The organism is Sphingobium sp. LB126 (genome assembly GCF_002795205.1).
Classification (GTDB): Bacteria; Pseudomonadota; Alphaproteobacteria; order Sphingomonadales; family Sphingomonadaceae; genus Sphingobium; species Sphingobium chungbukense.
Window position 1 is genome coordinate 1,420,862 of the sequence record NZ_NETV01000001.1, and the last position, 25,926, is coordinate 1,446,787.

Annotated in this window: 30 protein-coding genes; 9 read left to right on the top strand and 21 right to left on the bottom strand. The window is 65.0% G+C overall.

Translation table 11 applies throughout. From position 1 onward, the window contains the following. Positions 1-3: 3 nt before the first annotated feature. From CAF53_RS06975 to CAF53_RS06995, 5 genes are all read right to left on the bottom strand, one after another. Positions 4-459 carry a hypothetical protein gene (locus CAF53_RS06975; protein ID WP_046761978.1) on the bottom strand — a complete coding sequence of 152 codons (456 nt, stop codon included), beginning with the start codon at positions 457-459 and terminating at the stop codon, positions 4-6. Further along, positions 456-851: an endonuclease domain-containing protein gene (locus CAF53_RS06980; protein ID WP_100238723.1), complete on the bottom strand. Its 396-nt coding sequence runs from the start codon at positions 849-851 to the stop codon at positions 456-458. The genes CAF53_RS06975 and CAF53_RS06980 overlap by 4 nt, the downstream gene beginning before the upstream one ends. A gap of 83 nt (positions 852-934) precedes the next feature. Continuing rightward, on the bottom strand, positions 935-2,419 hold the full coding sequence (gene sufB, locus CAF53_RS06985) for a Fe-S cluster assembly protein SufB (RefSeq protein ID WP_046761979.1): 1,485 nt from the start codon (positions 2,417-2,419) through the stop codon (positions 935-937). Then, a complete protein-coding gene (locus CAF53_RS06990; protein ID WP_046761980.1) occupies positions 2,416-2,826 on the bottom strand; it encodes an Rrf2 family transcriptional regulator in 411 nt (136 codons plus the stop codon). The genes sufB and CAF53_RS06990 overlap by 4 nt, the downstream gene beginning before the upstream one ends. 120 nt (positions 2,827-2,946) lie before the next feature. Continuing rightward, on the bottom strand, positions 2,947-3,777 hold the full coding sequence (locus CAF53_RS06995) for a helix-turn-helix domain-containing protein (RefSeq protein ID WP_084733045.1): 831 nt from the start codon (positions 3,775-3,777) through the stop codon (positions 2,947-2,949). Between the two features lie 453 nt (positions 3,778-4,230). On the opposite strand from CAF53_RS06995, the gene CAF53_RS07000 reads away from it, so the two are divergent. Next, positions 4,231-5,268 carry a quinone-dependent dihydroorotate dehydrogenase gene (locus tag CAF53_RS07000; RefSeq protein WP_100237678.1) on the top strand — a complete coding sequence of 346 codons (1,038 nt, stop codon included), beginning with the start codon at positions 4,231-4,233 and terminating at the stop codon, positions 5,266-5,268. 48 nt (positions 5,269-5,316) lie between these two features. Beyond that, complete coding sequence (gene ggt, locus CAF53_RS07005) at positions 5,317-7,017, top strand: gamma-glutamyltransferase (RefSeq protein ID WP_100237679.1); 1,701 nt, start codon at positions 5,317-5,319, stop codon at positions 7,015-7,017. A gap of 40 nt (positions 7,018-7,057) precedes the next feature. Here ggt and CAF53_RS07010 read toward each other — a convergent pair whose 3' ends face one another. The 8 genes from CAF53_RS07010 to CAF53_RS27495 all read right to left on the bottom strand — a co-directional run bounded on the left by CAF53_RS07010 (position 7,058) and on the right by CAF53_RS27495 (position 10,330). Next, positions 7,058-7,552, bottom strand: a complete 495-nt coding sequence (locus CAF53_RS07010; protein ID WP_046761983.1) for a hypothetical protein — start codon at positions 7,550-7,552, stop codon at positions 7,058-7,060. A 67-nt stretch (positions 7,553-7,619) separates the two neighbouring features. Then, positions 7,620-8,048 carry a SufE family protein gene (locus tag CAF53_RS07015; RefSeq protein WP_100238724.1) on the bottom strand — a complete coding sequence of 143 codons (429 nt, stop codon included), beginning with the start codon at positions 8,046-8,048 and terminating at the stop codon, positions 7,620-7,622. A gap of 57 nt (positions 8,049-8,105) precedes the next feature. Then, positions 8,106-8,339 (bottom strand): hypothetical protein, encoded by a 234-nt coding sequence (locus CAF53_RS07020; protein ID WP_100237680.1) that lies wholly within the window; start codon positions 8,337-8,339, stop codon positions 8,106-8,108. Positions 8,340-8,375: 36 nt separating this feature from the next. Continuing rightward, positions 8,376-8,627, bottom strand: coding sequence for a hypothetical protein (locus tag CAF53_RS07025; protein WP_046761986.1), 252 nt, complete (start codon positions 8,625-8,627; stop codon positions 8,376-8,378). A gap of 157 nt (positions 8,628-8,784) precedes the next feature. Then, positions 8,785-9,165, bottom strand: coding sequence for an envelope stress response membrane protein PspC (gene pspC, locus CAF53_RS07030; protein WP_046761987.1), 381 nt, complete (start codon positions 9,163-9,165; stop codon positions 8,785-8,787). A 1-nt stretch (position 9,166) separates the two neighbouring features. Further along, a complete protein-coding gene (gene pspB, locus CAF53_RS07035; RefSeq protein ID WP_046761988.1) occupies positions 9,167-9,433 on the bottom strand; it encodes an envelope stress response membrane protein PspB in 267 nt (88 codons plus the stop codon). A gap of 3 nt (positions 9,434-9,436) precedes the next feature. Beyond that, positions 9,437-10,120 carry a phage shock protein PspA gene (pspA, locus tag CAF53_RS07040; RefSeq protein ID WP_046761989.1) on the bottom strand — a complete coding sequence of 228 codons (684 nt, stop codon included), beginning with the start codon at positions 10,118-10,120 and terminating at the stop codon, positions 9,437-9,439. A gap of 36 nt (positions 10,121-10,156) precedes the next feature. After that, positions 10,157-10,330 (bottom strand): hypothetical protein, encoded by a 174-nt coding sequence (locus CAF53_RS27495; protein ID WP_197707377.1) that lies wholly within the window; start codon positions 10,328-10,330, stop codon positions 10,157-10,159. Positions 10,331-10,506: 176 nt separating this feature from the next. Here CAF53_RS27495 and pspF point away from each other — a divergent pair, with 176 nt between their 5' ends. Next, complete coding sequence (gene pspF, locus CAF53_RS07045) at positions 10,507-11,529, top strand: phage shock protein operon transcriptional activator (RefSeq protein WP_046761990.1); 1,023 nt, start codon at positions 10,507-10,509, stop codon at positions 11,527-11,529. A 75-nt stretch (positions 11,530-11,604) separates the two neighbouring features. Here the strand turns inward: pspF and CAF53_RS07050 are convergent, their stop codons facing one another. After that, positions 11,605-12,483, bottom strand: coding sequence for a 3-hydroxybutyryl-CoA dehydrogenase (locus CAF53_RS07050; protein WP_100237681.1), 879 nt, complete (start codon positions 12,481-12,483; stop codon positions 11,605-11,607). A gap of 190 nt (positions 12,484-12,673) precedes the next feature. Here CAF53_RS07050 and CAF53_RS07055 point away from each other — a divergent pair, with 190 nt between their 5' ends. The 6 genes from CAF53_RS07055 (at position 12,674) to pal (ending at position 17,339) form a co-directional block, all read left to right on the top strand. Next, positions 12,674-13,144, top strand: coding sequence for a YbgC/FadM family acyl-CoA thioesterase (locus CAF53_RS07055; RefSeq protein WP_100237682.1), 471 nt, complete (start codon positions 12,674-12,676; stop codon positions 13,142-13,144). Beyond that, on the top strand, positions 13,141-13,860 hold the full coding sequence (gene tolQ, locus CAF53_RS07060; protein ID WP_046761993.1) for a protein TolQ: 720 nt from the start codon (positions 13,141-13,143) through the stop codon (positions 13,858-13,860). Before CAF53_RS07055 ends, tolQ begins: the two co-directional genes overlap by 4 nt. A 115-nt stretch (positions 13,861-13,975) precedes the next feature. Next, a complete protein-coding gene (gene tolR, locus CAF53_RS07065) occupies positions 13,976-14,440 on the top strand; it encodes a protein TolR (protein WP_046761994.1) in 465 nt (154 codons plus the stop codon). 18 nt (positions 14,441-14,458) lie between these two features. Further along, positions 14,459-15,421 (top strand): cell envelope biogenesis protein TolA, encoded by a 963-nt coding sequence (locus CAF53_RS07070; protein ID WP_100237683.1) that lies wholly within the window; start codon positions 14,459-14,461, stop codon positions 15,419-15,421. Beyond that, the gene (gene tolB, locus CAF53_RS07075; protein ID WP_100237684.1) at positions 15,418-16,758 is read left to right on the top strand and encodes a Tol-Pal system beta propeller repeat protein TolB; all 1,341 of its coding nucleotides are present in this window, start codon (positions 15,418-15,420) and stop codon (positions 16,756-16,758) included. The genes CAF53_RS07070 and tolB overlap by 4 nt, the downstream gene beginning before the upstream one ends. 71 nt (positions 16,759-16,829) lie before the next feature. Further along, positions 16,830-17,339, top strand: coding sequence for a peptidoglycan-associated lipoprotein Pal (gene pal / locus CAF53_RS07080; protein WP_046761996.1), 510 nt, complete (start codon positions 16,830-16,832; stop codon positions 17,337-17,339). A 69-nt stretch (positions 17,340-17,408) separates the two neighbouring features. Here the strand turns inward: pal and CAF53_RS07085 are convergent, their stop codons facing one another. From CAF53_RS07085 to CAF53_RS07115, 7 genes are all read right to left on the bottom strand, one after another. Continuing rightward, positions 17,409-18,809 (bottom strand): efflux transporter outer membrane subunit, encoded by a 1,401-nt coding sequence (locus tag CAF53_RS07085; protein ID WP_100237685.1) that lies wholly within the window; start codon positions 18,807-18,809, stop codon positions 17,409-17,411. After that, positions 18,802-19,704, bottom strand: coding sequence for an efflux RND transporter periplasmic adaptor subunit (locus CAF53_RS07090; protein WP_046761998.1), 903 nt, complete (start codon positions 19,702-19,704; stop codon positions 18,802-18,804). Before CAF53_RS07090 ends, CAF53_RS07085 begins: the two co-directional genes overlap by 8 nt. After that, positions 19,701-19,916, bottom strand: coding sequence for a DUF1656 domain-containing protein (locus CAF53_RS07095; protein WP_046761999.1), 216 nt, complete (start codon positions 19,914-19,916; stop codon positions 19,701-19,703). Before CAF53_RS07095 ends, CAF53_RS07090 begins: the two co-directional genes overlap by 4 nt. Next, on the bottom strand, positions 19,913-21,973 hold the full coding sequence (locus CAF53_RS07100; protein WP_100237686.1) for an FUSC family protein: 2,061 nt from the start codon (positions 21,971-21,973) through the stop codon (positions 19,913-19,915). Before CAF53_RS07100 ends, CAF53_RS07095 begins: the two co-directional genes overlap by 4 nt. 42 nt (positions 21,974-22,015) lie before the next feature. Continuing rightward, positions 22,016-22,465: a MarR family transcriptional regulator gene (locus CAF53_RS07105; protein ID WP_046762001.1), complete on the bottom strand. Its 450-nt coding sequence runs from the start codon at positions 22,463-22,465 to the stop codon at positions 22,016-22,018. 153 nt (positions 22,466-22,618) lie between these two features. Further along, positions 22,619-22,921: a hypothetical protein gene (locus CAF53_RS07110; protein WP_046762002.1), complete on the bottom strand. Its 303-nt coding sequence runs from the start codon at positions 22,919-22,921 to the stop codon at positions 22,619-22,621. Positions 22,922-22,944: 23 nt separating this feature from the next. Then, positions 22,945-25,824 (bottom strand): pitrilysin family protein, encoded by a 2,880-nt coding sequence (locus CAF53_RS07115; protein WP_100237687.1) that lies wholly within the window; start codon positions 25,822-25,824, stop codon positions 22,945-22,947. Positions 25,825-25,926: the final 102 nt, after the last annotated feature.

A 25,926-nucleotide genomic window follows, 5' to 3' on the forward strand; every position in this document is an offset into this window, starting at 1 on the left:
GCTTCAACCCTTATGCGCGCGCTGGAGCGTCCGCGCGGTCCAGAAGGCCATGTCCCGCACATCGCCCGGCGCAGGGAACAGCGTGTCGATATGGCGCTTGATCGGCATATAGGGCCACCAGTCGGCGCAGGGTTCGGGTGCACCCTTTTCCAATATGCCGGTCACGAATTCGGTCACAGGCCCCATCCGGGCGAGATTGGGCGCCTTGGCCTTGTGGAAGGCCTTGTCGGATTTCAGCTTCTCGGTGAAGGCGGCGTCGCCCTTGTCCAACGCCTCGCGGCATTCGGCCTGATAGGCGTCGAGGTCACCGAAATCCTTGGCGGCGCGGGCTGCAAGTTCGCCCTCTTCCAGCTCATAATCTTCCGTCAGAATGCGAATCGCGGCGGTCCATGCCTGGCCATTGCCGACATCCTCCGCGAAATCGGCAAGGGCATCTTGAATATCGTCTTCGTCGCTCAAGTCACTTCATCCTCATTAAGCCCCTCCCCTTCAGGGGAGGGGTTGGGGTGGGGGCTGTGCCAGCGATCCGGCGCGGCGTTCAAGACCGCCAGCAACCGTTCGCACACGCCTTCCAAATTCGTCGTCACATCATGATTGGTAAAACGGACGACCTGATAGCCAAGGTCCACCAGCCTCCGATCACGCATAGCATCCGATCCATCGGCATGGGTATCGCCGTCAATCTCCACGACCAGCGCCTTTTGCGGGCAGAGGAAATCCGCAATGTTCGCGCCAATAACGGCCTGCCGCCGGAACTTGTGACCGCCTAGCTTTGCACCCGACAGCACCCGCCACAGCCGTTTTTCCGGTTCGGTTGGTTCAAGGCGCATGGCGCTGGCGCGCTGCCGCATCGTCGCAAGCTGCCGCACGGACAGCCCCCACCCCCGGCCCCTCCCCTGAAGGGGAGGGGAGTTCAAGGGTTGGCCCCTGTCGATCAACCGACGCTTCCTTCCAGTGAAATGCCGAGCAGCTTCTGCGCCTCGACGGCGAACTCCATCGGGAGCTGTTGCAGCACTTCCCGCGCGAAGCCGTTGACGATCAGGCTGACCGCCGCCTCCTGATCCAGTCCGCGCTGCGTCGCGTAGAAGAGCTGGTCGTCGCTGATCTTGCTGGTGGTCGCTTCATGCTCGATCTGCGCGCTTGGGTTGCGCACCTCGATATAGGGGACGGTGTGCGCGCCGCACTGGTCGCCCAGCAACAGGCTGTCGCACTGGGTGAAGTTGCGCACGCCCTCCGCGCCGGGCGCCACGCGCACCAGCCCGCGATAGGTGTTGTTGCTGCGCCCCGCCGAGATCCCCTTGGACACGATGGTCGAGCGCGACCCCTTGCCATTGTGGATCATCTTGGTGCCGGTGTCGGCCTGTTGCAGATTGTTGGTCAGCGCCACCGAATAGAACTCGCCCACGCTGTTCTCGCCGTTCAGCACGCAGCTGGGATATTTCCAGGTGATGGCAGAGCCGGTTTCGACCTGGGTCCAACTGACCTTGCTGTTGCGCCCCTGGCAGAGCGCGCGCTTGGTCACGAAATTATAGATGCCGCCCTTGCCGTTCTCATCGCCCGGATACCAGTTCTGGACGGTGCTGTACTTGATCTCCGCATCGTCCAGCGCGACCAGCTCGACCACTGCGGCGTGAAGCTGGTTCTCGTCGCGCATCGGCGCGGTGCAGCCTTCGAGATAGGAGACGTAAGACCCCTCGTCCGCGACGATCAGCGTGCGTTCGAACTGCCCAGTATTCTCCGCATTGATGCGGAAATAGGTGCTGAGTTCCATCGGGCAGCGCACGCCCTTGGGGATGTAGACGAAGGTGCCGTCGGAAAAGACCGCGCAGTTCAAGGTGGCGAAATAATTGTCGTGCATCGGCACGACCTTGCCCAGCCACTTCTTCACCAGATCGGGATATTCGCGCACCGCCTCGCTGATGGAGCGGAAGATGACGCCCGCTTCCTCCAGCTCCTTGCGGAAGGTGGTGGCGACCGAGACGCTGTCGAACACCGCATCGACCGCGACCTTGCGGCTGCCCTTCACCCCGGCCAGCACTTCCTGCTCGGCAATGGGAATGCCCAGCTTCTGATAGGTCGCCAATATCTCCGGATCGACCTCATCCAGCGAATTCAGCTCCGCCTTCTTCTTCGGCTCGGCATAATAATAGGCGTCCTGATAGTCGATCGGCGGGATGTTGAGCTTGGCCCACTCCGGCGCTTCCATCTTCTGCCACATGGCGAAGGCCTTCAGCCGCCATTCGAGCAGCCATTCCGGCTCCTTCTTCTTGGCCGAAATGAAGCGGACCGTGTCCTCGTTCAGGCCCTTGGGCGCGAAGTCCTGCTCGATGGCGGAGGACCAGCCATGCTCGTAGGTGGAGGCACGCTCGGCGGCCTCATGCGCTTCGAGATTACGGACAGTCGTAGCTTCTTCGGTCATGCCATTTCTCGGGTAAGACTAGCGATGGTGACGCCCGCGAGCGCCTGCCGGATCGCGTTGTTCGCGACATTCATATGCGGGCGCACGCGGCATTCCTGCTCCAGCGAGCAGTCATGCGCGCCCATTTCGGTGCAGGCCGTCATGGCGATGGGGCCTTCCACCGCCTCCACCACATCGGCCAGCGTAATCGTTGCGGGCGGACGGCTGAGGCGGACGCCACCCCCGGTTCCCCGGCTCGATTCGAGCAGGCCGGCGGCGGACAGGCGGCTCACCAGCTTCTGTGCGGTGGGCAGGGGGATGCCGGTTTCCGCCGACAGGGTGGTCGCATTCATCTTCGCCGCACCGCAATGGCGGGCGGCGGCGGACATCAGCACCACGGCATAATCTGCGAAACTCGAAAGCCTCATGCGCTACGTCTTTGCGAACCATTCTCAAATCGGATCGAATCAATCCGATTGCGCATGTGGTCCCGCACGGCTGCTGAATCAAGGCATTTTTATTCGGTGACGTGGCCGGGTTGCCGGCGCTCAACTGAAACGGTTGATGACCGCCACATCCCCGCCCAGTGAGCGGCGCAGCAAGGTAAGCTGGGCCACGGCGGTCGGTTCGGTCTGCAACTGGTGCGGAGTCAGCCCGATGAAATGCTTGATCTCCCGGATGAAATGCGACTGGTCGTAAAAACGCCCATCCTCGCACAGGGCCTGCCAGCTTTCATGGTCGAGGGCGATCCGCGCGCTGCACCGGAGCGCCCGATATTTGCGCGCCAGCAGCTTGGGCGGGCAGCCATAATATTTGTTGGTCAGGCGCGCGAGTTGACGCGGCGAGAGGTCCGTGAGGTCGGCCAGGGTTTCGATTCGGGGAGACCCCTCCCCCATCAGCCAGCCGTCGACCGCCTCCAGCAACCGCCACGTCGATTCGGGCAGCGCAACCAGCCGTTCCGCGAGAAAATCCCAGCACAGGGCGGCCATGGCCTCCGCATCTTCGGCCGCGCGCAGCCTTTCAAGCAGTTCGCGATAGCCCGGCTGATGGCCCATATCCTGCACGCGATCGGTGAGGCCGCTGGCATCGCCCCCATGCAGAGCGATCCATCCCGCGGGCAGCAGGGAAATGCCGACCACGCGGCCCGGACTGTTCAGTTCGAACCGGGTTGCGCCCAGCGTCGGCCCCAGCAGGCATATCTCGGGAGTGGGCGCCGTCGTTCCGTCATGGAAATGATAATGGCCGCTGCCGTCCAGCATGAAGCGAAGTTGCGGAACATCCGCCCGTGTCACATCCGAATAATGATCGGCCGTTTCGCTAAACACATAGAAGGAGCCAAAATAGGCGTTCAATTGTTCAGGCAGCGCAAAATATCGCAACCGGACCGGTCCCTGCGCCGCATCGACGGTATAAGACAACGGCAGTTGATCGTCTCTTGCCCTGATATTCGGCGTCCCCCCGGACGCTGCGCCATCATGCGACCGCATATTTCACCCCGAGCCGCACTATGCGCCATTATAGCCACGGCGCAAGCGCTATACTTAACGGAATATCGCTTTCCGGGCGGTTCGGGACGATGAACCAAAAAATGACCCGGCGATTTTCACCACCGGGTCAGTAAAAGGTCTCGTCGGCCATGGGCCTAGAGCCTTCGGGTCGCAGGACTCTCTTACGTCCGAATCGGGGAAATTTTATTGGATGGATCGGACATTAGCCGGACCAAAACGGGACGAATCCCAATGAATCTTGTTAAGAAATGTCGATCCTTATCTACTGTTGCCGCGGCGCAACAGTGACTCGACGCCGGCCGCCGGCACTGGCATAGCGCCGCCATGCCATACCGCCTTATCCGACCACTTTTCTTCGCGCTGGAAGCCGAACGGGCCCATCATCTGTCGATCAGGCTGCTCCGGCTGATGCCGACTCCCGCACCGCTCGCACCCGATTCGGCGCTGGCGCAGACGGTGGCGGGAATCGCCTTTCCCAATCCGGTGGGGCTGGCGGCGGGCTATGACAAGGAAGGGCTGGTCGCGCACAAGATGCACGGGCTGGGCTTCGGCTTTGCCGAGTTGGGGACGCTGACCCCCTTGCCGCAGCCGGGAAATGCCCTGCCCCGTCTGTTCCGGCTGGTGGAAGATCGCGCGGTCATCAACCGCATGGGCTTCAACAATGGCGGCCAGGCCGCCGCGGCGGAACGGATCGCCAAGCGGAAGCGCCCCGGCGGCCCGATCATCGGCATCAATATCGGCGCGAACAAGGACGCGGCGGACCGAATCGCGGATTACGCCACGGGCGTCACCTGCATGGCACCGCTGGCCGATTATCTGACGGTCAACATCTCCTCCCCCAATACGCCGGGCCTGCGCGCCTTGCAGGACCGGGCTGCGCTCGACCAGTTGCTGGGCGCGGTGATGGCGGCGCGGGGGAGCGGCAAGACGCCGATTTTCCTGAAGGTGGCGCCGGACCTGGAACCGACCGATGTCGAGGATATCGCGGCGGCCTGCATCGACCATCGGATCGACGCGCTGATCGTCTCCAACACCACCATTTCCCGGCCCTCGCTGCATTCGCCCCACGCCGGCGAGGCGGGCGGCCTGTCGGGCGCGCCGCTGCACGACATGGCACTGCAACGGCTGCGCGACTTCCGCCGGGCGCTGGGCACGCGCCTGCCGTTGATCGGGGTGGGCGGGATCGCCAATGCGGAACAGGCCTATGCCCGCATCCGCGCGGGAGCGAGCCTGATCCAGCTCTACAGCGCGCTGGTCTATGAGGGGCCTTATCTTGCTAAGCGAATCAATGCGGGGCTGAAGATGCTGATGGCGCGCGACGGGGTGAAGAATATCGGCGAGATAGTGGGTATCGACGCCTGATCCGTCCTATGGGTTGCAGGACGCAACGCAGCGATTAGGGTGCCGGACATGATTTCTCGCCTTTCCGGCCTGCTGGCTGCCTTCGCCCTTTGCCCTCTCCTCCCCACCCCGCTCGCCGCGCGGGAACCGGTGTCGGTCAACGCCACGGTTTCGGCCGCCGATCCCCGCGCCGCCGAAGCGGGGCAGGAAATCTTGCGCAAGGGCGGCAGCGCCACCGACGCCGCCATCGCCATGATGCTGACGCTCAACGTTGTCGAGCCGCATAATAGCGGCATAGGCGGCGGTGGCTTCCTGATGCACCATGACGGGGAGACCGGCGTGCTGGAGTCGATCGATGGACGCGAAACCGCTCCCGCAGCGGCACGGCCGGATCGCTTCATGGGGGCGGACGGCCAGCCCCTCCCCTTCCTCAAGGCCTGGCCGGGCGGCTATTCGGTCGGCGTGCCCGGCAATCTGCGGCTGGCCTGGGAGGCCCATCGCAAATGGGGCAAGCTGCCCTGGGCCGAGTTGTTCCAGCCCGCCATCCGCTTTGCCGAACAGGGGTTCGAGGTGCGCCAGCGGCTCGACACGGCGATGAAGGCGCTGGAGCCGATCTGGGCCGATTTTCCCGAAATCCGGCAATATTTCTGGATCGACGGCAAGCCCGCGCCGATGGGAACGATCCTCAAGAATCCGCCGCTGGCCGCATTGTTCAAGCGAATCGCGGCGGAGGGACCGGACGCCTTCTATCGGGGCGAAAACGCCAGGATCATCGCCGAAACCGTCACCCAAGCCCCGAAGAACCCGGTGCCGATGACGGAGGCCGATCTTGCCGGCTACCAGGCCAAGGCGCGCAAGCCGGTCTGCGGCCCTTATCGCATCTATACCGTCTGCGGCATGGGACCGGCTTCGGCAGGCGGGATCACCGTTTTGCAAGTGCTGGGCATGGCCGAACGCTTCCCGCTGGCGCAATGGGGCAAGGATGATCCCCGGTCCTGGCACGTCATCGGGGAGGCGATGCGCCTCGCCTATGCGGATCGCGAAACCTATCTGGGCGATCCCGAGTTCGTCGCCGTGCCGATCGCCGGGATGATCGATCCCGCTTATCTGAAGCGGCGGTCGGCACTGATCAGCATGGGCAAGGCACTCAACGACTACCGGCCCGGCACACCCCCCGGCGCGGCAAAGCGGACCGCCGCCCTGCCCCAGCCGGAATCGGGCACCAGCCATTTCGTCGCGGTGGACCGCCATGGCGACATCGCCGCCTGGACATCCACCATCGAAAGCTTCTTCGGCAGCCAGCTTATCGCCAACGGTGTGATCCTGAACAATGAACTGACCGATTTCAGCTTCACCCCCGAAAAGGACGGCGCGCCGGTCGCCAACCGGGTCGAGCCCGGCAAGCGGCCGCTGTCGTCCATGTCGCCCACCATCGTCTATGACGCGGCGGGGACTCCGATCTTCACCGTCGGCGCGGCGGGGGGGAAGACCATCATCATGCAGGTCGCCAAGGCACTGATCGCGCATTTCGACTGGGGTCTGTCGGCGCAGGATTCGATCGCGCTGGGGTTCGAATTCTTCGACAAGGACGGGCTGGTGCTGGAACAGGGCACGTCATTGGAGGCGATGAAGGCGCCGCTGGAAAAACTCGGCCATAAGGTGTCGATCAGCCGTTTCGGGCTGAAGGCCAATGCGGCGGAACGGCAGGCGGACGGCCATTGGGTCGGCGGCGCCGATCCGCGCAGCCCGGGCGTGTCCTTGCAGGAATGAAGAATATGACCGTCATGCCAGCTTACGCCGGGATGACGGTTCAGCTTTTCAGATCCAGTCCCGCGACGTTGAACTGGAACGGAAAGCTCTTGTCCTTCGGTCCCACCACCAGATTCACCTTGATGGTCTTATTGTCCTTGATCGCATCATAGGCCTTGGCCGCGGGCAGCAGTTCGATGCCGTCCTTATTGTCGGTCATCCGCCCTTTCCATTCGTGGGTCTTGCCGTCCTGCGTCGTTGCGGTGACGCGGCAGTCGGACAGGTCGCAGGTGAAGGGGGCACCCACCAGCTTCACCGTGACGTCGGCCTGGCCCTTTTCCATAGGCTGGACCAGCAGCACGGCGAAAGTGTCGCCCGCCGTCATGGTCTGGACCGTGTTGGCGCTGCCGATATAGGCGACCTTCGCCTTTGCGCCCGTTCCGCCTTCATATTTCCAGACCTGCCCGATCTGGTCGCGCTGGGTCGGCGCCTTGTCCTCCGGCGAGGAGCAGGCAACGATCAGCCCTACGGCAGCCAGTGCCCAAAGGGTTCGCATCTCTTCTCTCCTGTCCCGTCATCATTACGGGAAGAGAACGCGCCAGCGCGGGCCTGTTTCCCTTGGCTCAGCGGTAACGTGCGGCGGTTTCCCGGATCAGCGCGATCATGTTGGGAATCCCCTGCGTCCGGTTGGAGCTGAGCTGGTTGCGCAGATCGAAGGGCGCAAGCGCGGCTTCAATGTCGGTCGCGGCGATCGCGGCGGGCGCCCGGTCTTGCACCGTCAGCAGAACCAGCGCGATGATTCCCTTGGTGATCGCCGCATTGCTGTCTGCCAGGAAATGGAGCTTCGGCCCAGCGTGAGACTGAGCTTCCAGCACCGTGGGATAGACCCACACCGCCGCGGAACAGCCCCGCACCAGCGTCGCATCGGTCTTGAGCGCGTCGGGCATCGGCTCCAGCGCCCGGCCCAGATCGATCAGCAGCCGATAGCGGTCGTCGGCATCGAGAAATTCATATTCCTCGTAAAGATCGGCAAGGGCGGCATGATCGGTCATAGCCGCCATATAGGAGGAAAAGCGGCAGACGAAAGCCGCTTTTCCTCCTGAAAAGCATTACAGATCGACGCCCGCGGCGATCGCCTCCAGCTTGCGGATGCGTTCCTTGAGGTCCGCGACCTCGATCCGCGTCGCGGCCGATGGCGGCGCGGCTTCGTCCGTCCGCCGCGCCAGTTCCGCGCGCTTCAGGTCCAGCCAGCCGTTCCAGCCACGCAGGGCGGTCATGGCGACGATGACGAGTCCCGACAAACCCGCCACCGCCAATGTCAGAGTGATAAGGGGGTCCTGCATATTGTCCTCCCTAAGGCATGTTTCCTTCAGGCCGCGTCAGTCGCGGTCCCTGAGCTTGTCGAATTCCCGTTCCAGCGCGGTGGAACTGTCGGTCGCCAGCCGTTCCAGCACGGCGACGCGATCCTTGAGCGCCTTCACCTCCGCCCGCAGCCGTTCCGCTTCCGGATCGGGACCGCGCTGGATGAAGTCCTCGCCCTTGTGCCGGCGTACGACACCATATTTGGCACGCACGACGCTGGCGATGGCGGTGATCGCGACGATGGCGACGACCATTTCGAACGGATTCATCTGTCTGTCTCCCTTGCTCCGTCTCGGCACGCCCAGGGTGGCAACCCTGGGGCGACAACCGATGCGGCGCCTTTCAGCTTTTCGTTTTCATGAAAGCGCGCAGCCTGGTTTCGACCGGCGCCGCTATCGGTTCGATGAACGGCGTTCCCCTTGCCGCTCAGCGCAGGCTGTCGATCTCGTCGGCCAGGCGGGTGTTGCGGCTGGTATAATAGGTTTCGATGTCGGCCAGACGGCGGTCGATGTCACGGAACTTCGACCGGACATCGCGGGTGGAGCGCGCCGGATTGGTGCGCACGCCCTGCCAGAATTTCTCGTCATCGCGGTCGGCATAGAGGCCCACCGGCTTGTTCTCGGCAAAATAGGCAACCACGAAATAGGCGATCAGCGTCCAGGGGAAGGCCCCCATCAGCGTCACCAGCACGGCACCGACCCGGACCCACAGCACGTCGATCCCCGTATAGTCGGCAATACCGGCGCATACGCCCATCCACTTGCCGTTCTGCTTGTCGAGATAGAATTTGGTGCGACGGGCAGCCATCTCAGTTTCTCCGGTCAAAATCATAACCATCGTCCTGCGACGGACGGGCGGGGCGGAAATCGGGGTTGTCGGCGGCGACGATCCGTTCGACCGTCTGCAGCCGCTCCTCCAGCCGCCGGGCGAGCAAATGCAGTTCGTCCAGCAGCCGCTCATCCTCATCGGTGATCTTGGGGGCCTGTTTCCACTTGGTGACATAGTGGAAGATCAGCCAGGGCATGCCGATGAACAGCATGCCGCAGATCATGATGGGCAGGAACACGTCCTCCATGCGTCATTCTCCCTTCTGCATGCTGGCCCCGCCCATTTGGGCCTTGAGGGCGGCGAGTTCGGCATCGACCTTGTCGCTGCTCCGCAGCTCGGCAATCTCTTCCTCCAGCGTCTTGGGCTGTTGGCCAAGGCCGGCGGCATCGGCGCGGCCTTCGGCCATGTCGACGCGGCGCTCCAGCATCTCGAAGCGGGCGAAGGCGTCGTTCACCTTCTCGCCGGCATAGGCTTCACGGACGCGGAGGCGATTCTGGGCGCTTTCCATCCGGGTCACAAGGCTGTTCTGGCGGGCACGGGCCTCGCGCAGCTTGGCCTGGAGCTTGGCGATATCCTCTTCCGAGGCGCGCAGCGATTCATCCAGCACTTCGATCTCATGGGAAAGCTGCTCCGCCATGTCGGCCGCCTTCTGCTTTTCGAGCAGAGCGGCCTTGGCCAGATCCTCACGCTCCTTGCTGAGGGCGAGCTGGGCCTTTTCGGTCCAGCTATCCTGCAAGCCCTGAAGCTTGGCGATGTGACGCCGCATTTCCTTCTGGTCGGCGATGGTGCGGGCGGCGGACGCGCGCACCTCGACCAGAGTCTCCTCCATTTCGAGGATGATCATGCGGATCATCTTCGCCGGGTCTTCCGCCCGGTCGAGCAGGTCGGTGACATTGGCGGCGATGATGTCGCGGGTGCGGGAGAAAATACCCATTTGAACTTCACTCCTGGTACGAACTGTGAGGCGGCCTTACGCCAGATAATGCTGGACCGCGGGGCAATCATGGTTCGCGAGCATGGGCCCTTCGCTGGCACGGGCCGGGCCGACCGCCGAAAGGATCAAGGTCGATCCGAACAGGACGGAGACGATGGCGACGGACAGGAACTGGCCGATTTCGCGAACGCTGCTGCTTTGCTTTTCCATGTTATACTCCTGAACCCTGGCCTTCAAATATGTGCCGCTTGATCTGTCAGCGGCTTCGCCATCCGACTTTGCAGAAGCCGTGCCAATTTCAGGAAATGGCGGAATTTCGAGGTTTTTTACACGCGTCCAAGAATAACGCTTGCCGAAAGGTGGGAAATTTCACCATAAGTTGGCGCATGGAGAAAAATACCCAGTTCGTCGGTCAATCGCTGGCCTTTCTGGACGCGGTCGAACAGGCGGGGCGGGCCGCCGAGCTGAACCGACCGGTCCTGGTGATCGGGGAACGCGGGACGGGCAAGGAACTGATCGCCGAACGCCTCCATCGCCTGTCGCCGCGCTGGGACGGTCCGCTGATCATCATGAATTGCGCGGCGCTGCCGGAAACGCTGATCGAGGCGGAATTGTTCGGCCATGAGCAGGGTGCCTTCACCGGGGCGGCACGGGCAAGGGCCGGGCGGTTCGAGGAGGCGGATGGCGGCACGCTGTTCCTGGACGAGCTGGGCACATTATCCATGGCCGCGCAGGAACGGCTGCTCCGCGTGATCGAATATGGCGAGGTGACGCGGATCGGCGCGTCGAAGCCGATCATGGTGGACGTCCGGATCGTCGCGGCCACCAATGAGGATCTGCCTGCCGCCGCCGATGCCGGACGGTTCCGGCCCGACCTGCTCGACCGGCTGAGTTTCGAGGTCATCACCCTGCCGCCGCTGCGAGCGCGGGAAGGGGATGTCCCGGTGCTTGCCGACCATTTCGGGCGGCGTATGGGAGCGGAGATCGGCTGGCCGCAATGGCCGGGCTTTTCGGCCGCCTGCATGGCCGAACTGGAAGCGCATGACTGGCCCGGCAATGTGCGCGAACTGCGCAATGTGGTGGAGCGGGCCGTCTATCGCTGGAACGAACCGGCGCGGCCGATCGCCGCGATCATGTTCGATCCCTTCGCCTCGCCGTGGAAACCCAGGCCGTTGATGGCGACCGCGCCTGTCGCAGGAATGGCAAGCGCGCCACCCGCCGCTGCGCCCGCCATCAGTTTCGAGATCATCAGCGACCTCAAATCCGCCGTCGACGCGCATGAGGCGGCGATCGTGCGGGCCGCGCTGGAGCGCTATCGCTACAACCAGCGCGCAACCGCCAAGGGATTGGGGCTAAGCTATGACCAGCTTCGCCACTGCATGAAGAAGCATGGATTGAGTGCGGGGTAAGGCGCCGATCCCATCCCACCTCCGTCACCCCGGATTTGATCCGGGGCGACGACCAGAGGGAGAGCGTCTCCCCTCCTATCGCGTCGGAACCGGCTCCGCGCCCGAATAGTCGTAGAAGCCCTTGCCGGTCTTGCGGCCCAGCCAGCCCGCCTCGACATATTTGACCAGCAGCGGCGCGGGGCGATATTTCGGATCGCCGGTCGTCCCCTGAAGCACCTTGCAGATTTCCAGGCAGGTATCGAGACCCACGAAATCCGCCAGGGTCAACGGGCCCATGGGATGGTTGAGGCCCAGCATCACGCCCTTGTCGATGTCGACGACGCTGCCCACGCCCTCACCCAGGGCGAAGATCGCCTCGTTGAGCATCGGCAGCAGGATACGGTTCACCACGAAGCCCGGCGCGTCGAAGGCATGCACCACCTGCTTGCCGAGGCTGGCGGCGAAGGCTTCGACCGCGCTCACCGTTTCCGCGCTGGTGGCGAGGCCGCGAATGACCTCGACCAGCGCCATCACCGGCACCGGATTGAAGAAATGCACGCCCACGAAGCGGCTGGCATCGGGCGCCGCCTGCGCCAGCCGAGTGATCGGGATGGAGGAGGTGTTCGACGCCAGGATCGCGTCCTGCCCCAGCAAGGCGCCGACATTGGCGAAAATGGCGCGCTTGATCTCTTCCCGCTCGGTCGCGGCTTCGATCACCAACTGGCAGGCGGCCAGCGGCGCGACTTCGCCCACCGGCGTGATCCGGGCGATGGCGGCGTCGGCGTCGACCTGTGCCAGCTTGCCCTTTTCCACCGCCTTGGCCAGCAGGCGGATGATGCCGTCGCGGCCCTTTTGCGCGCGCGGCAGGTCGACGTCGGACAGGATCACCTCATAGCCTGCCTGCGCCGCCACCTGCGCGATGCCCGCGCCCATCTGGCCTGCGCCGATCACTCCCACCGTTCGGATATCTGTCATTCCTCGAACCTTTCTGCACTGAATCGGCCTTTGTCGGTCTTGCCAGTCCCCGTAACGCCATGACAGGCAGGCCGCCAGAGCTTCCAGACGGATGAAAGCGGACGGAAAGCCCCGGACGGTCGGCGGAGTGCTGATCTTTCCGTAATTTCCGGCTTTGCGCCGTGCCTGCTTGATGGTTAAAAGCCCCGGCATGTCCGTTTCAGACCTGCTGCCCGCGCCGGCGACCGGAAGGTTCATCGCCGCCGTGCATCATTTCCCGCTGCGCGTCTATTTCGAGGATACCGATCTGTCCGGCCTCGTCTACCACGCCAATTATCTGCGCTATATGGAGCGGGCGCGGTCGGACATGCTGCGCGTCGCGGGGATCGACCAGCGCGGCAATCTGGAGGAGGGCGAGGGCGTCTATGCCGTCACCGACCTCCAGCTCCATTATCGCCGCCCCGCTCGGCTGGATGATGACCTGATGGTGGTGAGCCGCGTCACGAAAGTCGGCGCCGCTTCATGTTCCATTCATCAGACGGTCATGCGCGATGGGGAAATACTGACGCAGGGCGATGTTTTCGTCGCCTTTCTGACACCCCAGGGCCGCCCGCGCCGGCAACCAAAGCCCTGGATCGACATTTTCAGCCGCTTGATGAGAGGGGAAGACATCAACCCATGAGCCTTTCGATGCCCGACGTTGGCCTTGCAGTCGGCAATGCCGCGCAAGCCGCCACCATTTCGCCGCTGGCCCTGTTTCTTCAGGCCGACATCGTCGTGAAGGTGGTGATGCTGGGCCTGCTGCTGGCCAGCATCTGGACCTGGGCGATGATCATCGGTTTCAGCTTCACGCTGCGCAAGGCGAGCCGGCAGAGCCGCGCCTTCGAACAGGATTTCTGGAAGGCGGAGGATATCGACCGCTTCTACGAAGCGCGCGGCAAGGCGGAATTCCCCGCCGCCAAGGTGATGGCCGCAGGCGTCACCGAATGGCGCCGCTCGACCGCGCAGAAGGTGATCGACCGCGACGGAACGCGCGACCGCCTGTCCACCGCCATGACCAGCACCATCGGCGCGGAGGTCGACCGGCTGTCGGACCGGCTGAACATCCTGGCCACCATCGGATCGGTCGCGCCGTTCGTCGGGCTGTTCGGCACGGTTTGGGGCATCATGCGGGCCTTCACCAGCATCGCAGCGGAGCAGAACAGCTCGCTCGCGGTCGTGGCGCCGGGCATTGCCGAGGCGCTCTTCGCCACCGCCATCGGCCTGTTCGCGGCGATCCCGGCGGTGATTGCCTATAACCGCTTCAGCCATGGCATCAATCGCATGGAATCCGGGCTGACGCGCTTTGCCGACGGTTTCTATTCGACGCTGAGCCGGGAGCTGGAGGCGCAGCGGTGACGATGTTGTCCCACAACATCGTCATCCCAGCGGAAGCTGGGATCTCGTGCCTCAAGCGCAGCCCTATCCGGCCTGAGATCCCAGCGGAAGCTGGGATGACGGAGGGGCGGTTATAATGGCCATGTCCGGACCGCCCTCCAGCCGCCGGGGCCGTCATCGCGCGCCCATGGCGGACATCAATGTCACGCCGCTGGTCGACGTCATGCTGGTGCTGCTGATCATCTTCATGGTGACGGCGCCGCTGCTGGTGACGGGTGTGCCGGTGAACCTGCCCGAAACCCGCGCCAAGGGGCTGGACCAGGACCAGAAGCCGACGGTGGTTTCGATCGACCGTGATGGCGGCGTCTTCATCGACGATGCGCAGATCAGCGATGCCGAGCTGCCCGGCCGCCTGGCAGAGATCATGTCCGCCCATGCCGGCAAGGAAGAACCGCCGCAGATCTTCCTGCGCGCCGACAAGGGTCTGGACTATGGCCGGGTGATGCTGGTCATGGGTGAGCTGAACCGGGCGGGCCTGAACAAGGTCGCGCTGGTCAGCACCGGCACCGAAGACGGCGGCGCAAGCCGCGGTTCAGAATAGGGACCGTAGGTCTTGGCTATGGATCGTGCGGAGAAAATCGGCCTGGGGGTGGCGACGGCGGGACATGTCCTGCTGTTCGGCCTGCTGTCGTCCGGTTTCCTCGCCACCCCCAATCCGTTGAAACTCAACTCCCCGCCCATGGACGTCAGCCTGGTGGACGAGGTGGCGTTGAAATCCATGGCGCCGCAGGTTTCGACCCAACCTCCGCCGCCCAGCGTCGCGCCGGACCAAGGCCCGACCGAGGATGCGGCGCCCGCGCCTGAGCCCGAACCGGCGCCCCGGCCCGAGCCCACCCCGGCACCGCCCGCGCCCAAAGCCGCGCCGCCCAAGCCGGTGGCAAAGCCTGCGCCGCCCAAAGCGGCCCCCGCACCGCCGAAGAAGGACGTGCCGGCCGCCAAACCGAAGCCGCAACCGGCGGCTGAAAAGCCCGCCCCCGCCAAGCCCAAAGCGGCCCCGGAAAAACCCCGCCCCGACGCCGCCGCTCCGGCCAAGGCATCGCAAAAGCCCGCGACCAGGCCGCAGCCCGCCGCCCCCGCCCGCGCGTCGGGCCAGGGCAAGGCCGAAAAGCCGAAAGGCTCGCTGCTCGGCAGGGATTTCCTCAAGGGCATCAACACGGAGGACGACGCGCCGCGCAAGCCCGCGCCGCCGCCCGCCGCCGCCATGGGTCCGGCGCAGAAGGCCGCGCTGGACGCGGAAATCCGCCGTCAGCTCAAACCCTATTGGAAATCGCCCAGCGGGGCGGACATCGAGCAGCTCCGCACCTTCGTCGACGTGCAGCTTTCCCGCGACGGCTCGCTCGCGGGGCAACCGCAGGTCGTCAACACCACCGGCATCACCGCCAGCAACCGGACGCAGGTGACGCTGCACCAGGAACTCGCGGTCAAGGCGATCCGCCTGGCCGCGCCCTTCAAGCTTCCACCCGATCTCTATGACGGCTGGAAATCCCTCCGCATCTCCTTCGACAAGAGGCTATCGCAATGACCCGACCCTTCAGGACAGGAAAACTGGGGGCCGCGCTGGGGGCGCTGCTGCTGCTGGCGTTCGCGCCCACCTCACTGGCGCAGCTCAGCGTCGATGTGACGGACGAATCCTCCTCCAACCTCAAGATCGTCGTTCCGGCGCTTCCGGCACAGGCCGAGGTATCCACTCCGGCCGGTTCCTCGAGCGAACTGGGGCGCAAGATCGCCGAGGTTATCGCCGCCGACCTCAAGGGGTCGGGCCTGTTCGATCCCTCCGGCCCCAGCGGCATCCCGACCATCGCCTTTCCCGAAGTCACCAGCCCGGCCTATGACAAATGGGGCGCCTATCAGGCGCTGGTGCAGGGCTTCGTGCGCACGACCGGGGGCGAAGCGGATATCACCGTCGGCTGCTATCTCTACGACGTGGCGCTGAAGCAGGAATTGACGCGGCAGGGCTATGTCGTCGCCCCGCGCGACTGGCGCCGGGCCGCGCATAAATGCGCCGACGCCATCTATGCGCGCCTGTCGGGCGAAAGCCCCTTCTTCGACAGCCGCATCGCCTATATCGCGGAAAGCGGCCCCAAGGGGAACCGTACGAAGCGCCTGGCCATCATGGATTCGGATGGCGCCAACCACCGCTTCATCACCAACGGCCAGTCGATCGCACTGACCCCGCGTTTCTCGCCGGATTACAAGTCGATCGTCTATGTGAGCTACCTGAACAACCGGGTGCGCATCTATATCTACGACATCGGCACCGGACGGCAGCGGCTGGTGACGGAAAGCAGCAACCCGACCTTCGCACCGCGCTGGTCGCCCGATGGCCGCAACATCCTCTTCTCCATGGCGATCGCGGGCAATACCGATATCTATCGCGTAGCGGCGGACGGCGGCGCGCCTGTGCGTCTGACGACCGCGCCGGGCATCGACGTGGGCGGCAGCTATTCGCCCGACGGCCGCCAGATCGTATTCGAAAGCGACCGGTCGGGCAGCCAGCAAATCTATGTGATGAACGCCGACGGATCGGGCCAGCGCCGGATCAGCCATGGTGGCGGCCGCTATGCGACGCCCGAATGGAGCCCGCGCGGCGACCTGATCGCCTTCACCAAGATTTCGGGCGATTTCAAGATCGCGGTGATGACGCCCACGGGCGGCAATGAGCGCATCCTGACCAATGGCTGGCAGGACGAGCAGCCGAGTTGGTCGCCCAATGGCCGCGTGCTGCAATATTTCCGCACCACGCCGGGCCGCGACGGCAACAGCCAGGTGTGGCAGGTCGACCTGACCGGCGTGAACGAGCGGCGGATCCCGACGCCGCTCAGCGGTTCCGATCCGGCCTGGGGTCCATTATTGCCCTGATCTACATTGTATCGGAACCGAATCGTCCCGATTACGTAACGACTTTAGAACATGTGTTGAGGAGCAACCCGATGAAACTTTCCCGTACCCTGCTGGTGGCTACCGCCATTGTGGCGCTTGCCGCCTGCTCCAAGAAGGCGCCGAAGGAATTGCCGCCGCCGCCCGCCGACACCTCCACGCAGACCACGGGTCCGGCCACGCCTTCCGGCCCGGTCAAGGGCAGCCAGGAAGATTTCGTCGCTTCGGTCTCGTCTGACCGCATCCTGTTCGGCACCGACCAATATGATGTCGACGCGCAGGACCAGCAGATCCTGCAAAGCCAGGCCGCCTGGTTGCAGCAGAACCCCAATGTCCGCGTGACCATCGAAGGCCATTGCGACGAGCGCGGCACCCGCGACTACAACATCGCGCTGGGCGAGCGTCGCGCCAATGCCGCGAAAAACTATCTCGCCTCGCTGGGCATAGACGCCGCCCGCATCACCACCGTCAGCTATGGCAAGGAACGCCCGGCTGCCCTGGGGTCCGACGAATCGGCCTGGGCGCAGAACCGCCGCGCGGTGACGGTCACGGTCCAATATTGATCATGTGAAGCTTTTGGGTCGCACCAACTTCACGCCCGCCGGTCTCCAGGGACCGGCGGGCTTTTCTTTTCAGGACCAGCCGCCCCCAAGCGCGAGGAAGATGGCGATCTGATCCTGCACCAGTTGCACCCGCGCCGCCGCCGCCGAGGCCTCCGCGCCGGCGAGCGACCGCTGCGCATCCAGCAAGGACAGGAAATCGCCGCGCCCGAAGCGGAACAGCTTGCCCGCCTGCCCCGCCGACACGCCCGCGCTGTCCCGCGCCCGGTCGAGTGCAGCCGCCTGTTCGGCATGGCGGCGATAGATCTCCAGCGCCGTCTCCGTTTGCCGCAACGCCTCCAGCACGGTTCCGTCGAAATGCGCCAGATCGGCCTGCACCTGCGCATCGGCCTGGGCGATCCGCGCCTTCACGACCGGTCGGTTCGGAAAGCTCCAGCTCAGAAGCGGCCCCAGGCTCATGCCGAAGCTGGTTCCGGACCCGAAGCTCTTGAGCGGCCCGCCAAGCCCCAACGATCCGCCGATGCTGATCTGCGGATAGAGATCCGCCGTCGCCACGCCGACGCGGGCCGTATCGGCCGCGATGCTGCGTTCCGCCTGCCTGATGTCGGGGCGCCGCCGGATCAGCGCCGCGCCATCGCCCGCCGGCAGAGGCGCGTGCAGCACGGGCAGGATCGCGCAATCCTCCACTTCTTTCGGATAATCAGCGGGCGGGCGGCCGAGCAGAGTCGCCAGCAGATATAGCCCGTTCTGCCGCTGCGCCTCGAAAGCGGGCAGGCTCGCCGCGCTGGCGTCGACCGCCGCCCGCGCCCGGCTGACGTCGAAAGCCGTGCCGCGCCCGCCCTTGAACAGCCGCTGCGTCGCATCGAGCGTCTCGCGCTGTAGGGCCACCACCCGGCGGTTGACGGTCAGCGAATAATTGGCGGCGCAGACCTGGGCATAGGCCCGGGCCGTCGCCGCTGCGACACCGACGCGGACATAGTCGCGCGCCGCCACCACCGTTTCCAGATCGGCGGTGCTCGCCTCGATCGCGCGCTTGATCCGGCCGTTGAGGTCGAGCGGATAAGAGGCGCTGAGGCCGAGATCATAGCCGACCACGCCCGGCAGGCTCTCGCCCGTGCCCGAAGGCCGCGCCAGCGTCACGCCGCCGCCGACCGCCGTGCCGATGGTGCGTCCTGCCTCCGCCTCGCGCAGCACGGCTTCCGCCGCCGCCAGATTGGCGTCGGCCACGCGCAGGTCGGTATTGGCCGCCAGCGCCTGCTCGACCAGCATATCCAGCCGGGGATCATCATAGAGCCGCCACCAATGGTCGGGCAGTTCGGCATTGCTGAAGCCCGCGCCCTGAGCCGAGAGGAAAGCCCCCCGCGCCTCCGGAGCCGTGGCCGCCGACTTTTCCGGTGGCCGGTAGTCCGGCCCCGCCGTCGCACAGGCGGCCAGAACCAACGCCAACACAGGCGTCCCGATCGTCTTACGCATGGCGGCAGGCCCCCGGCTTCGCACCCTTCCTCGCCGGTTCGATCGTCACCGTGGCGGTGCGCCCGGCGATCAGCTTCACCTCCGGGGGCACCTTGGTCAGCTTGACCCGTACCGGAATGCGTTGGGCCAGGCGCACCCAGGAAAAGGTCGGCTCGACCGTCGGCAGCAGGTTGCCGCTGTCGCTCCGGCTCGAATCATTGATGCCGTAGGCGATGCTGTCGACCCGCCCGTGCAGGTCCTGTTCCTCGCCCATCAACCGCACCGTCACCGGTGCGCCGATGCACACGATCGGCAGCTTGGTTTCCTCGAAATAGCCCTCGATCCGCAGGCTGTCGCGGTCGACCAGCGCCATGGCCTGCTGCCCGGCCGCGACGAAATCGCCCGGATGCAGGTCCAGGTTCGTGACCACACCGTTGACCGACGCCACCACCTGGGTCCGCTTGAGGTTGAGCCCGGCGGCGTCCCGCGCGCTCATCGCCTCGGCCAGCGCGGCCTCCGCCGTCGCGACGCGCGCGACATTCTGCTCATGGGCTTCCTTCGCCACCAGATCGCCCAGCGCGACGTCGCGTGTCGCCTCGCGCCGCGCCTGACCCAACGTCGCCTTCGCGCTGGCGATCCGCGCCTCCGCCTGCTCCAGCGCCAGCGCATAGCGAGGCCGGTCGATCACGAACAGCAGGTCGCCCGCCTTCACCGCCTGATTGTCATGCACCGCAACGGAGGTGACGAGCCCGCCGATATCCGGGGTCACCCGAACCACATCGGCGCGCACGCGTCCGTCACGAGTCCAGGGGCTGCGTTCATAATGGTTCCACATCCACACCGCCACCAGCACGGCGGCAATGACGATGACGATGGTGGCAGCACTCCTGATCAGCATGGCGGTAAGGCGGTTCATAGACGGATTCCAAGGGAGGGAACGAGGATGGCGAGCGCACCCAGCATCAGCACGAAAATGCTGAGGTCGACCGCCGCCCGATAGGCAAGGAAACGATAGAGGCCGAGGGCGCCGATCAGCCGGGTTATGCCCCAGCTCAAGATCAGCGCGACCAGTGCCAGCAGCAACAGGGTCGGTACATAGACGCCCCCCAATGCAATTTCTCCGGTCATGCAGCGACCCTCCGATAGCCTTCGCTGTCGGGGAACAGGTTGCGGCGCAGGCTGACCAGCGCGAGGACCGCCTCCCGCCGGATCAGGCCGCTGGGATTGCGCGAGAGGTCGCCGATCGCCCGGTCGATGGCGTCCAGCAGGGCGGGCGGCGCGGGCTGGGGGGCGTGGGGATCCAGCCCGCGATAATGCATGCCCACGCCCGTCAGCACCTCGGCCAACGGCGCCGCTTCCCACGCGGGCAGGTCCAGCCGCAATTGCCGCAGTTCACCGATGGCGACACCGGTTCGCAGGTCGCGCAGCGCATCGTAAAGCGGCCGCCCGCTGTCCGACCGCGTAGCAGCCAGCCGTGGCGCGAGCAACGCAATGCGGTCCAGCATCCGGTTTATCCAGCCGCGCACGTCGGGCGGGGTCATCAGCGTGGCGCGATTGGCGATATCGTTCCAACCCGCGCGCATCGTCCGCCGGACCGCACCTTCGACGCCTGCCGACTGCAACAGCCCGGTCATGATGATCGCGAACCAGAGGCCGACCAATTGCGCCACGGTGCCGTTCGCGTAAAGCGCAAAGGCATCCCTGTAGCGATCCGACAGCAGCACCGGGCTGCCCAGCCCGAGTAATGTGGGCACAGCGATGCCGGCCCAGCGCGGCGACGCGATCATCGTCCCCAGCAACAGCAGCATCGGCGCATAGGCCGCCGCCAGCAGGGCAAATCCGTCGAGCCGGGGCATGATCGCATAGCCGTAGATCGCGCCCAGCAATGAAGCGGCGATGGTACCGATCATGAAGCCCTTGAGCGGCGCCAGCGGATTGTCGGACGCGGCGAAAAGCGAGAGGAACACGCCCGCCAGCATCACCGCCGTGCCGCCGTCCCGCCAGCCGCTGCCGATCCACAGGGCGCATCCCAGGGCGAGGGTGACGAAGGCGCCGAAGGCACCGCGCGCCGCCCTGGCATAATCCTTGTGCAGTTCACGGTTGCGACGCCCCTCCAGCAATTCGCCGACGCGGGGGCTGACGGCTTCGCGCCTGTGTGTCACCATCTGGTCGTAAAGATCACGGCAATCGCGATGCGCCGCGATCAAGGCCGCCAGCCGCGCGAGCATGCTAAGACGCATCATGTCGGCCCAGCCCATTTCCGCCCGGGCCGCCGGCTCCAGGGCCGCGCAACGCGCGATCAAGGCGTCCGCCGCAACGGTGCGGGCCGCAATCTCATGGCCGGGGTTCACGATCCAGGTGCGCGCATCGCCGATCAGCCCGGCGACCTTCGGCGGCACGATGCCGTCATTCGCGGCCTTGAGCATCGCCAGCCGGTCTTCCACCGCGGCCCCCAATGGCAGCAACAGGGAAAGCTGGTCCTGCATCGCACGCACCGTGCGGACGCGCGGCGCGAGGCGGGAAATGTCGAAGGGCAAATGCACTGACATCTGATGCAGTTCGGTAATGTCCTGCGCCAGACGACGACGCTCCTGCGCCAGTCCTTCCACCGGTTCGAGCGCAATGGCGTCATGCGACCAGCGTTCGGCGTCGCGCAGCATCGCCTCCACCCGCGCCAGCAGCAAATTGGTGATGGAACCGGGGAAAACGACACCATGGACAAGGCTGCCGCACAATATGCCGATGGTGATTTCCTGGACGCGCAGCGTGGCCACGGTGAAGATGGTCTGCGGCGTGTCGACGTCCGGAAAGACGATCAGGCAGGCGCTGTAGCCCGCCAGCACGAACATATAGGAGCGCGGCGTGCGGTCGAGCAGGGAGACGAACACGCAGACGGCCAGCCACAACGCCATGGCGAGCGACAGCATTTCCGGCGCGTTGACCAGCGGCGGGACGACCGCCACCGAAAAGATCGCGCCGACCATCGTGCCGATGATGCGGAACACCGCCTTGGAAATCACCGCCCCGGCAAGCGGCTGGGCCACGATATAGCTGGTGAGGAACGCCCAATAGGGCCGCTCCAGCCCAATGCTGAGCGCGACGAAGAGCGCCAGCATCGCCGCGGCGAAGCATTTCAGGGAAAAGAGCGCGGCGGGCCAGCCGATACGCTCGCCAAAGGCGATCATCTCGGCGCTCGCATCATCATGGCGCTCATATCGGACCAGCCATCAGGACTGTCCTCTCCGTTCCCCCATACGCCGTTCCAGCAGGCTCAGCATGTTGACGGCAATCTCGATCGCGGCGTCGGGGACACCGTCCAGCAGCTCGCGCCGCAGATTATCCAGCCTGGCTTCGATCTGTCCCACGAGTTCCTGCCCCTCCGGCGTGAAGGCGACTCGGTTCGAACGGCGATCATCCGGGTTGGGCACGCGCTCGACAAGTCCCGCGGCCTGCAACTGGTCCAGCGTCCGCACCAGCGAAGGCTGGGCGATACCCAGTTCTTCCGCCAGATCCGCCTGCCGCATATCCGGACCCAGCCGGTCGAGATAGATCAAGCACCATCCCGCGCTGTTCGACACGCCCAGTTCGGCAAGCGCAAGATCGGCAAGCTGCCGCCACTGACGCGCCACCTGGGGCATTTTATGTGCCAGCGCGCGTTTCAATTCCGAAGGGGACATTTTCCTTAGATAGCTAACTAATATCTTGGGTCAAGAGATTCGTTTCGATCCGCGCCCCAATTCCCATCCCGACCGCATCAGACCGGTTTTCGACGGCACGAAAAAGGGCCGGGAACTTCGCGGTTCCCGGCCCTTCCAAACTTCGCCGTCCATTCAGTTCCGGCGCGTACCCGAAAAACCGGCCGCACCGAAGGCGCCGAGCTGCATCGTCCCGGTGATGCTGTCCCCGCTAACCTCGGCCTCGCATTCGAGGGTCATCGGCATCGGGATGGTCATGTTCATCTTCCAGCTCAGCTTGTTGCCGTCGACCTTGCCCTCGGCCACGTCGAGCGAACCCATCATGCCGGCAAAAGTGCCATGGAAGCTGTCGCCCGAACTGATGACGGTCAACACACCGTTCTGGTCGCCCATCGGCGTCTTCGCCACGCAATCATAGGCACCGTCCACTGCTGCCATAGCACTTCTCCTTTACGTAATCGTCAATCGGCCAATGTGCCCATTTCCACCGGAAGGCCAACGACGTCAAGCTGTGGTTTCACGAGTTTCGCGTCGCCCACGACGACCCAGATCAGCCGGTCGGGATTGATCGCCTCCCGGGCCGCCTTGTCGAGATCGGCGGCGGTCATCGCGCGGTAGACGCCCGGCAGGCTGGCATAATAATCGTCCGGCCGCCCCAGCATCCGGTTGCGCATCATCGCGCCCAGCAGGTCGGAGGAGGTTTCGAAGCTGCCGGGCAGCGACAATATCTGGCTGTTGATCGTCTGGTTGCGTTCCGCCTCGGTCGTGCCCTTGGCGGTCAGGAAGTCGCTGATATCCTTGCGCGCGGCGACGATGGATTCGCCGGTCTTGTCGGTCTGCACCGGGGCATAGACCAGCAGCGGGATCGTTTCCTTGACGCCCGGCAACCCGGTTCCGGCATAATAGGCCCAGCCCTTGCTCTCGCGCAGGTCCATGATGAGGCGCGAGGTCGAGCTGCCGCCCAATACTTCATTGGCGGTGATCAGAGTCACGGGATTGTCGGTGCCCGCCTTGTTGGTGAGCAGGCCGGCGAGGATCATCGACTGCGGGCTTTGCGGCTTGTCGACCAGGATGATCCGCGACGGCCGCATCATGCGGTCCATGCGGAACAGCTTGGTGCCCTTGGCGACCTTCGGCGCTTTCCAGTCGCCGAAACGCTTTTCGAGCAGCGGCATCACGTCGGCCAGGGTGGTGTCGCCGGTCACGAAGATGGTCGCATTGTCGGGCCGCAGCCATTTGTCATGGAAGGCGACCAGATCAGCCCGCGTCACGGCCTTGACCCCGCTTTCCGTGCCGGAACCGGTGAAGGGAATGCCATAGGGATGCGCCTGACCATAGAGCAGCGGCGGCAGCAGGCGCTGCGCGATCGGCATGGGTTCGGTCTTTTCCGCCTTGATGCGGGTGAGCACCTGCCCGCGCAGGCGCTCCACCTCGGTCGGCGCGAAGGCGGGATTACGGATCACGTCGGCCAGCAGGCCCAGCGACGCATCCAGATTGGGCTTCAGCGCATAGAGCCCCACATTGGTGGCATCCATGCCGTTGCCCGCGCTGATCGAGGCGCCCAGCCGTTCCTGTTCCTCGGCGATCTGGACCGAACTGCGGGTGGTCGTGCCTTCGTCCAGCAGTGCGGTCGTCAGTCCCGCCGTGCCCAGCTTCGCCTTGTCGTCGGCGGCATTGCCGGCATCGAAGGACACCGACACCCGCACCACCGGCACCGTCGCCCGGCGCGCGAAGACGACGGGAATGCCGTTCTTGAGCGTCGCATGCTCGACGGCCGGGAATTCCAGATCCTTGACCGGCTCGATCCCCGGTTCGGCGATCTTGGTGGGCGGCGGCGGGGTCACCGCGACCGGCGCGGGCTTTTTGGGATCGCGGAAATAGGCCGGATGATGGGTCGCATTGCCCGCCAGCGCATTATCCTCGGCCGACCGTTCGCCCGGCGCCACGGTCAGGCGGAACACCGGCCGCGACAGCCATTTGCGCGCCGCCTCGCTCACCGACTGCGGTGTGGCGGCGGCGGCGGCCTCCAAGTCCTGCTTATATTTCGCCGGATCATTGGAATAGACCGCCCCCTCGGCCAGCGTCACCGCCTTGCCGCTGAAGCCGCCCACCTTCTCCAGACCGCCGATCGTGCCGGAAAGCTGCTGCGTCGCGGCGCGCTGTACCTCGTCCGCGCTCGGTCCCTTGGCGAGATAATCGGCAAGCAGCTGGTCCAGCCGCTTGCCGACGGCCACCGGGTCCTGCCCCGGCTTCACATCGACCGTGATCTCGGCGATGGAGAGCTTCTCGAAGGGCTGGATGCTGGCCTTCACCCCCACGGCGACCTTCTCGTCCCGCACGAGGATATTGTCGAGCCGCGAGGATTTGAGGCCGCCAAATACCGCCATCGCGAGATTGAGTTGCGTCAGATCGTCGGAATTGACGCCCGGCACGATCCAGTTGCGATAGAGCCGGGTGGCCGCCACATTGTCGTGCATCACCTTTTCGACATCCTGCCCCAGCGTCGGGACCGTCGCATCCACATCCTTGGGTGCGGGGCCGGCAGGGATGTTGCCGAACCACTTTTCCACCTTCGCCTTCGCCGTCGGCACGTCGATGTCGCCCGCCAGCACCAGCACCGCGTTATTGGGGCCGTAATGCGTCTTGAACCAGGTCTGCACGTCGGCCAGGCTGGCCGCGTTCAGGTCCGCCATCGAACCGATGGTCGAATGGCGATAGGGATGCCCCGCCGGCAGCATCGCGGCGAGCTGGGCGTATTCGACCAGGCCATAGGGCTCATTCTCGCCCATGCGCTTTTCGTTCTGCACGACGCCGCGCTGGGTATCGAGCTTGGTCTGGGTGACCGCGCCCAGCAGATGGCCCATACGGTCCGATTCCAGGAACAGCGCCCGGTCGAGCGCGCCGGTCGGCACCGTCTCGAAATAATTGGTGCGATCGAACCAAGTCGTGCCGTTCCAGTCGGTCGCGCCGATATCCTCCAGCCGCCCGAAAAACGGCCCGTCGGCATTTTCCGAACCATAGAACATCAGATGTTCGAAGAGATGGGCGAACCCGGTCTTGCCCGCCGGTTCGAAGCGCGATCCGACATGATACCAGATCGATACGCCGACGACCGGCGCCTTGCGGTCGGTGTGAACGATGACGCGCAGGCCGTTTTTCAGCGTGAATTCCTCGTAGGGAATGTTCACCGCCGCCACCAGGCTGGAGAGCGGCGCGGGCGCTTCCACGCCGGTTGCCGCGGGCGCCTTCGGCGCCGCCACCGCCGGCATGGTCGGCAGGAGAGCGAGCGAGGACAGGCCCAACATCAGGGCTACCCGGCAGGAAAATGGGGAAAAGGTCATGAGCGCCTCATGAAGAACAATGGATCGGCGGGCAGCATAGCGAGGCGTTTTAGACGCGCAACACGCATATGGGGGAAGACATGGGCTGGACAGGCGAAACCG

Excerpts from the sequence above, each read along its gene's own strand:
- CAF53_RS07115 (WP_100237687.1), bottom strand. The coding sequence starts at position 25,824 with ATGACCTTTTCCCCATTTTCCTGCCGGGTAGCCCTGATGTTGGGCCTG.
- tolB (WP_100237684.1), top strand. The coding sequence starts at position 15,418 with ATGACCCGACCCTTCAGGACAGGAAAACTGGGGGCCGCGCTGGGGGCG.
- CAF53_RS06990 (WP_046761980.1), bottom strand. The coding sequence starts at position 2,826 with ATGAGGCTTTCGAGTTTCGCAGATTATGCCGTGGTGCTGATGTCCGCC.
- CAF53_RS07015 (WP_100238724.1), bottom strand. The coding sequence starts at position 8,048 with ATGACCGATCATGCCGCCCTTGCCGATCTTTACGAGGAATATGAATTT.
- pspA (WP_046761989.1), bottom strand. The coding sequence starts at position 10,120 with ATGGGTATTTTCTCCCGCACCCGCGACATCATCGCCGCCAATGTCACC.
- tolQ (WP_046761993.1), top strand. The coding sequence starts at position 13,141 with ATGAGCCTTTCGATGCCCGACGTTGGCCTTGCAGTCGGCAATGCCGCG.
- CAF53_RS07090 (WP_046761998.1), bottom strand. The coding sequence starts at position 19,704 with ATGAACCGCCTTACCGCCATGCTGATCAGGAGTGCTGCCACCATCGTC.
- CAF53_RS07110 (WP_046762002.1), bottom strand. The coding sequence starts at position 22,921 with ATGGCAGCAGTGGACGGTGCCTATGATTGCGTGGCGAAGACGCCGATG.
- CAF53_RS07055 (WP_100237682.1), top strand. The coding sequence starts at position 12,674 with ATGTCCGTTTCAGACCTGCTGCCCGCGCCGGCGACCGGAAGGTTCATC.
- CAF53_RS07095 (WP_046761999.1), bottom strand. The coding sequence starts at position 19,916 with ATGACCGGAGAAATTGCATTGGGGGGCGTCTATGTACCGACCCTGTTG.
- CAF53_RS07010 (WP_046761983.1), bottom strand. The coding sequence starts at position 7,552 with ATGCGAACCCTTTGGGCACTGGCTGCCGTAGGGCTGATCGTTGCCTGC.
- CAF53_RS07070 (WP_100237683.1), top strand. The coding sequence starts at position 14,459 with ATGGATCGTGCGGAGAAAATCGGCCTGGGGGTGGCGACGGCGGGACAT.
- pspF (WP_046761990.1), top strand. The coding sequence starts at position 10,507 with ATGGAGAAAAATACCCAGTTCGTCGGTCAATCGCTGGCCTTTCTGGAC.
- CAF53_RS07085 (WP_100237685.1), bottom strand. The coding sequence starts at position 18,809 with ATGCGTAAGACGATCGGGACGCCTGTGTTGGCGTTGGTTCTGGCCGCC.
- CAF53_RS07020 (WP_100237680.1), bottom strand. The coding sequence starts at position 8,339 with ATGCAGGACCCCCTTATCACTCTGACATTGGCGGTGGCGGGTTTGTCG.
- ggt (WP_100237679.1), top strand. The coding sequence starts at position 5,317 with ATGATTTCTCGCCTTTCCGGCCTGCTGGCTGCCTTCGCCCTTTGCCCT.
- CAF53_RS07100 (WP_100237686.1), bottom strand. The coding sequence starts at position 21,973 with ATGATCGCCTTTGGCGAGCGTATCGGCTGGCCCGCCGCGCTCTTTTCC.
- CAF53_RS07050 (WP_100237681.1), bottom strand. The coding sequence starts at position 12,483 with ATGACAGATATCCGAACGGTGGGAGTGATCGGCGCAGGCCAGATGGGC.
- pspC (WP_046761987.1), bottom strand. The coding sequence starts at position 9,165 with ATGGCTGCCCGTCGCACCAAATTCTATCTCGACAAGCAGAACGGCAAG.
- tolR (WP_046761994.1), top strand. The coding sequence starts at position 13,976 with ATGGCCATGTCCGGACCGCCCTCCAGCCGCCGGGGCCGTCATCGCGCG.
- CAF53_RS27495 (WP_197707377.1), bottom strand. The coding sequence starts at position 10,330 with ATGGAAAAGCAAAGCAGCAGCGTTCGCGAAATCGGCCAGTTCCTGTCC.
- CAF53_RS06980 (WP_100238723.1), bottom strand. The coding sequence starts at position 851 with ATGCGGCAGCGCGCCAGCGCCATGCGCCTTGAACCAACCGAACCGGAA.
- CAF53_RS07025 (WP_046761986.1), bottom strand. The coding sequence starts at position 8,627 with ATGAATCCGTTCGAAATGGTCGTCGCCATCGTCGCGATCACCGCCATC.
- CAF53_RS07000 (WP_100237678.1), top strand. The coding sequence starts at position 4,231 with ATGCCATACCGCCTTATCCGACCACTTTTCTTCGCGCTGGAAGCCGAA.
- pspB (WP_046761988.1), bottom strand. The coding sequence starts at position 9,433 with ATGGAGGACGTGTTCCTGCCCATCATGATCTGCGGCATGCTGTTCATC.
- CAF53_RS07105 (WP_046762001.1), bottom strand. The coding sequence starts at position 22,465 with ATGTCCCCTTCGGAATTGAAACGCGCGCTGGCACATAAAATGCCCCAG.
- sufB (WP_046761979.1), bottom strand. The coding sequence starts at position 2,419 with ATGACCGAAGAAGCTACGACTGTCCGTAATCTCGAAGCGCATGAGGCC.
- pal (WP_046761996.1), top strand. The coding sequence starts at position 16,830 with ATGAAACTTTCCCGTACCCTGCTGGTGGCTACCGCCATTGTGGCGCTT.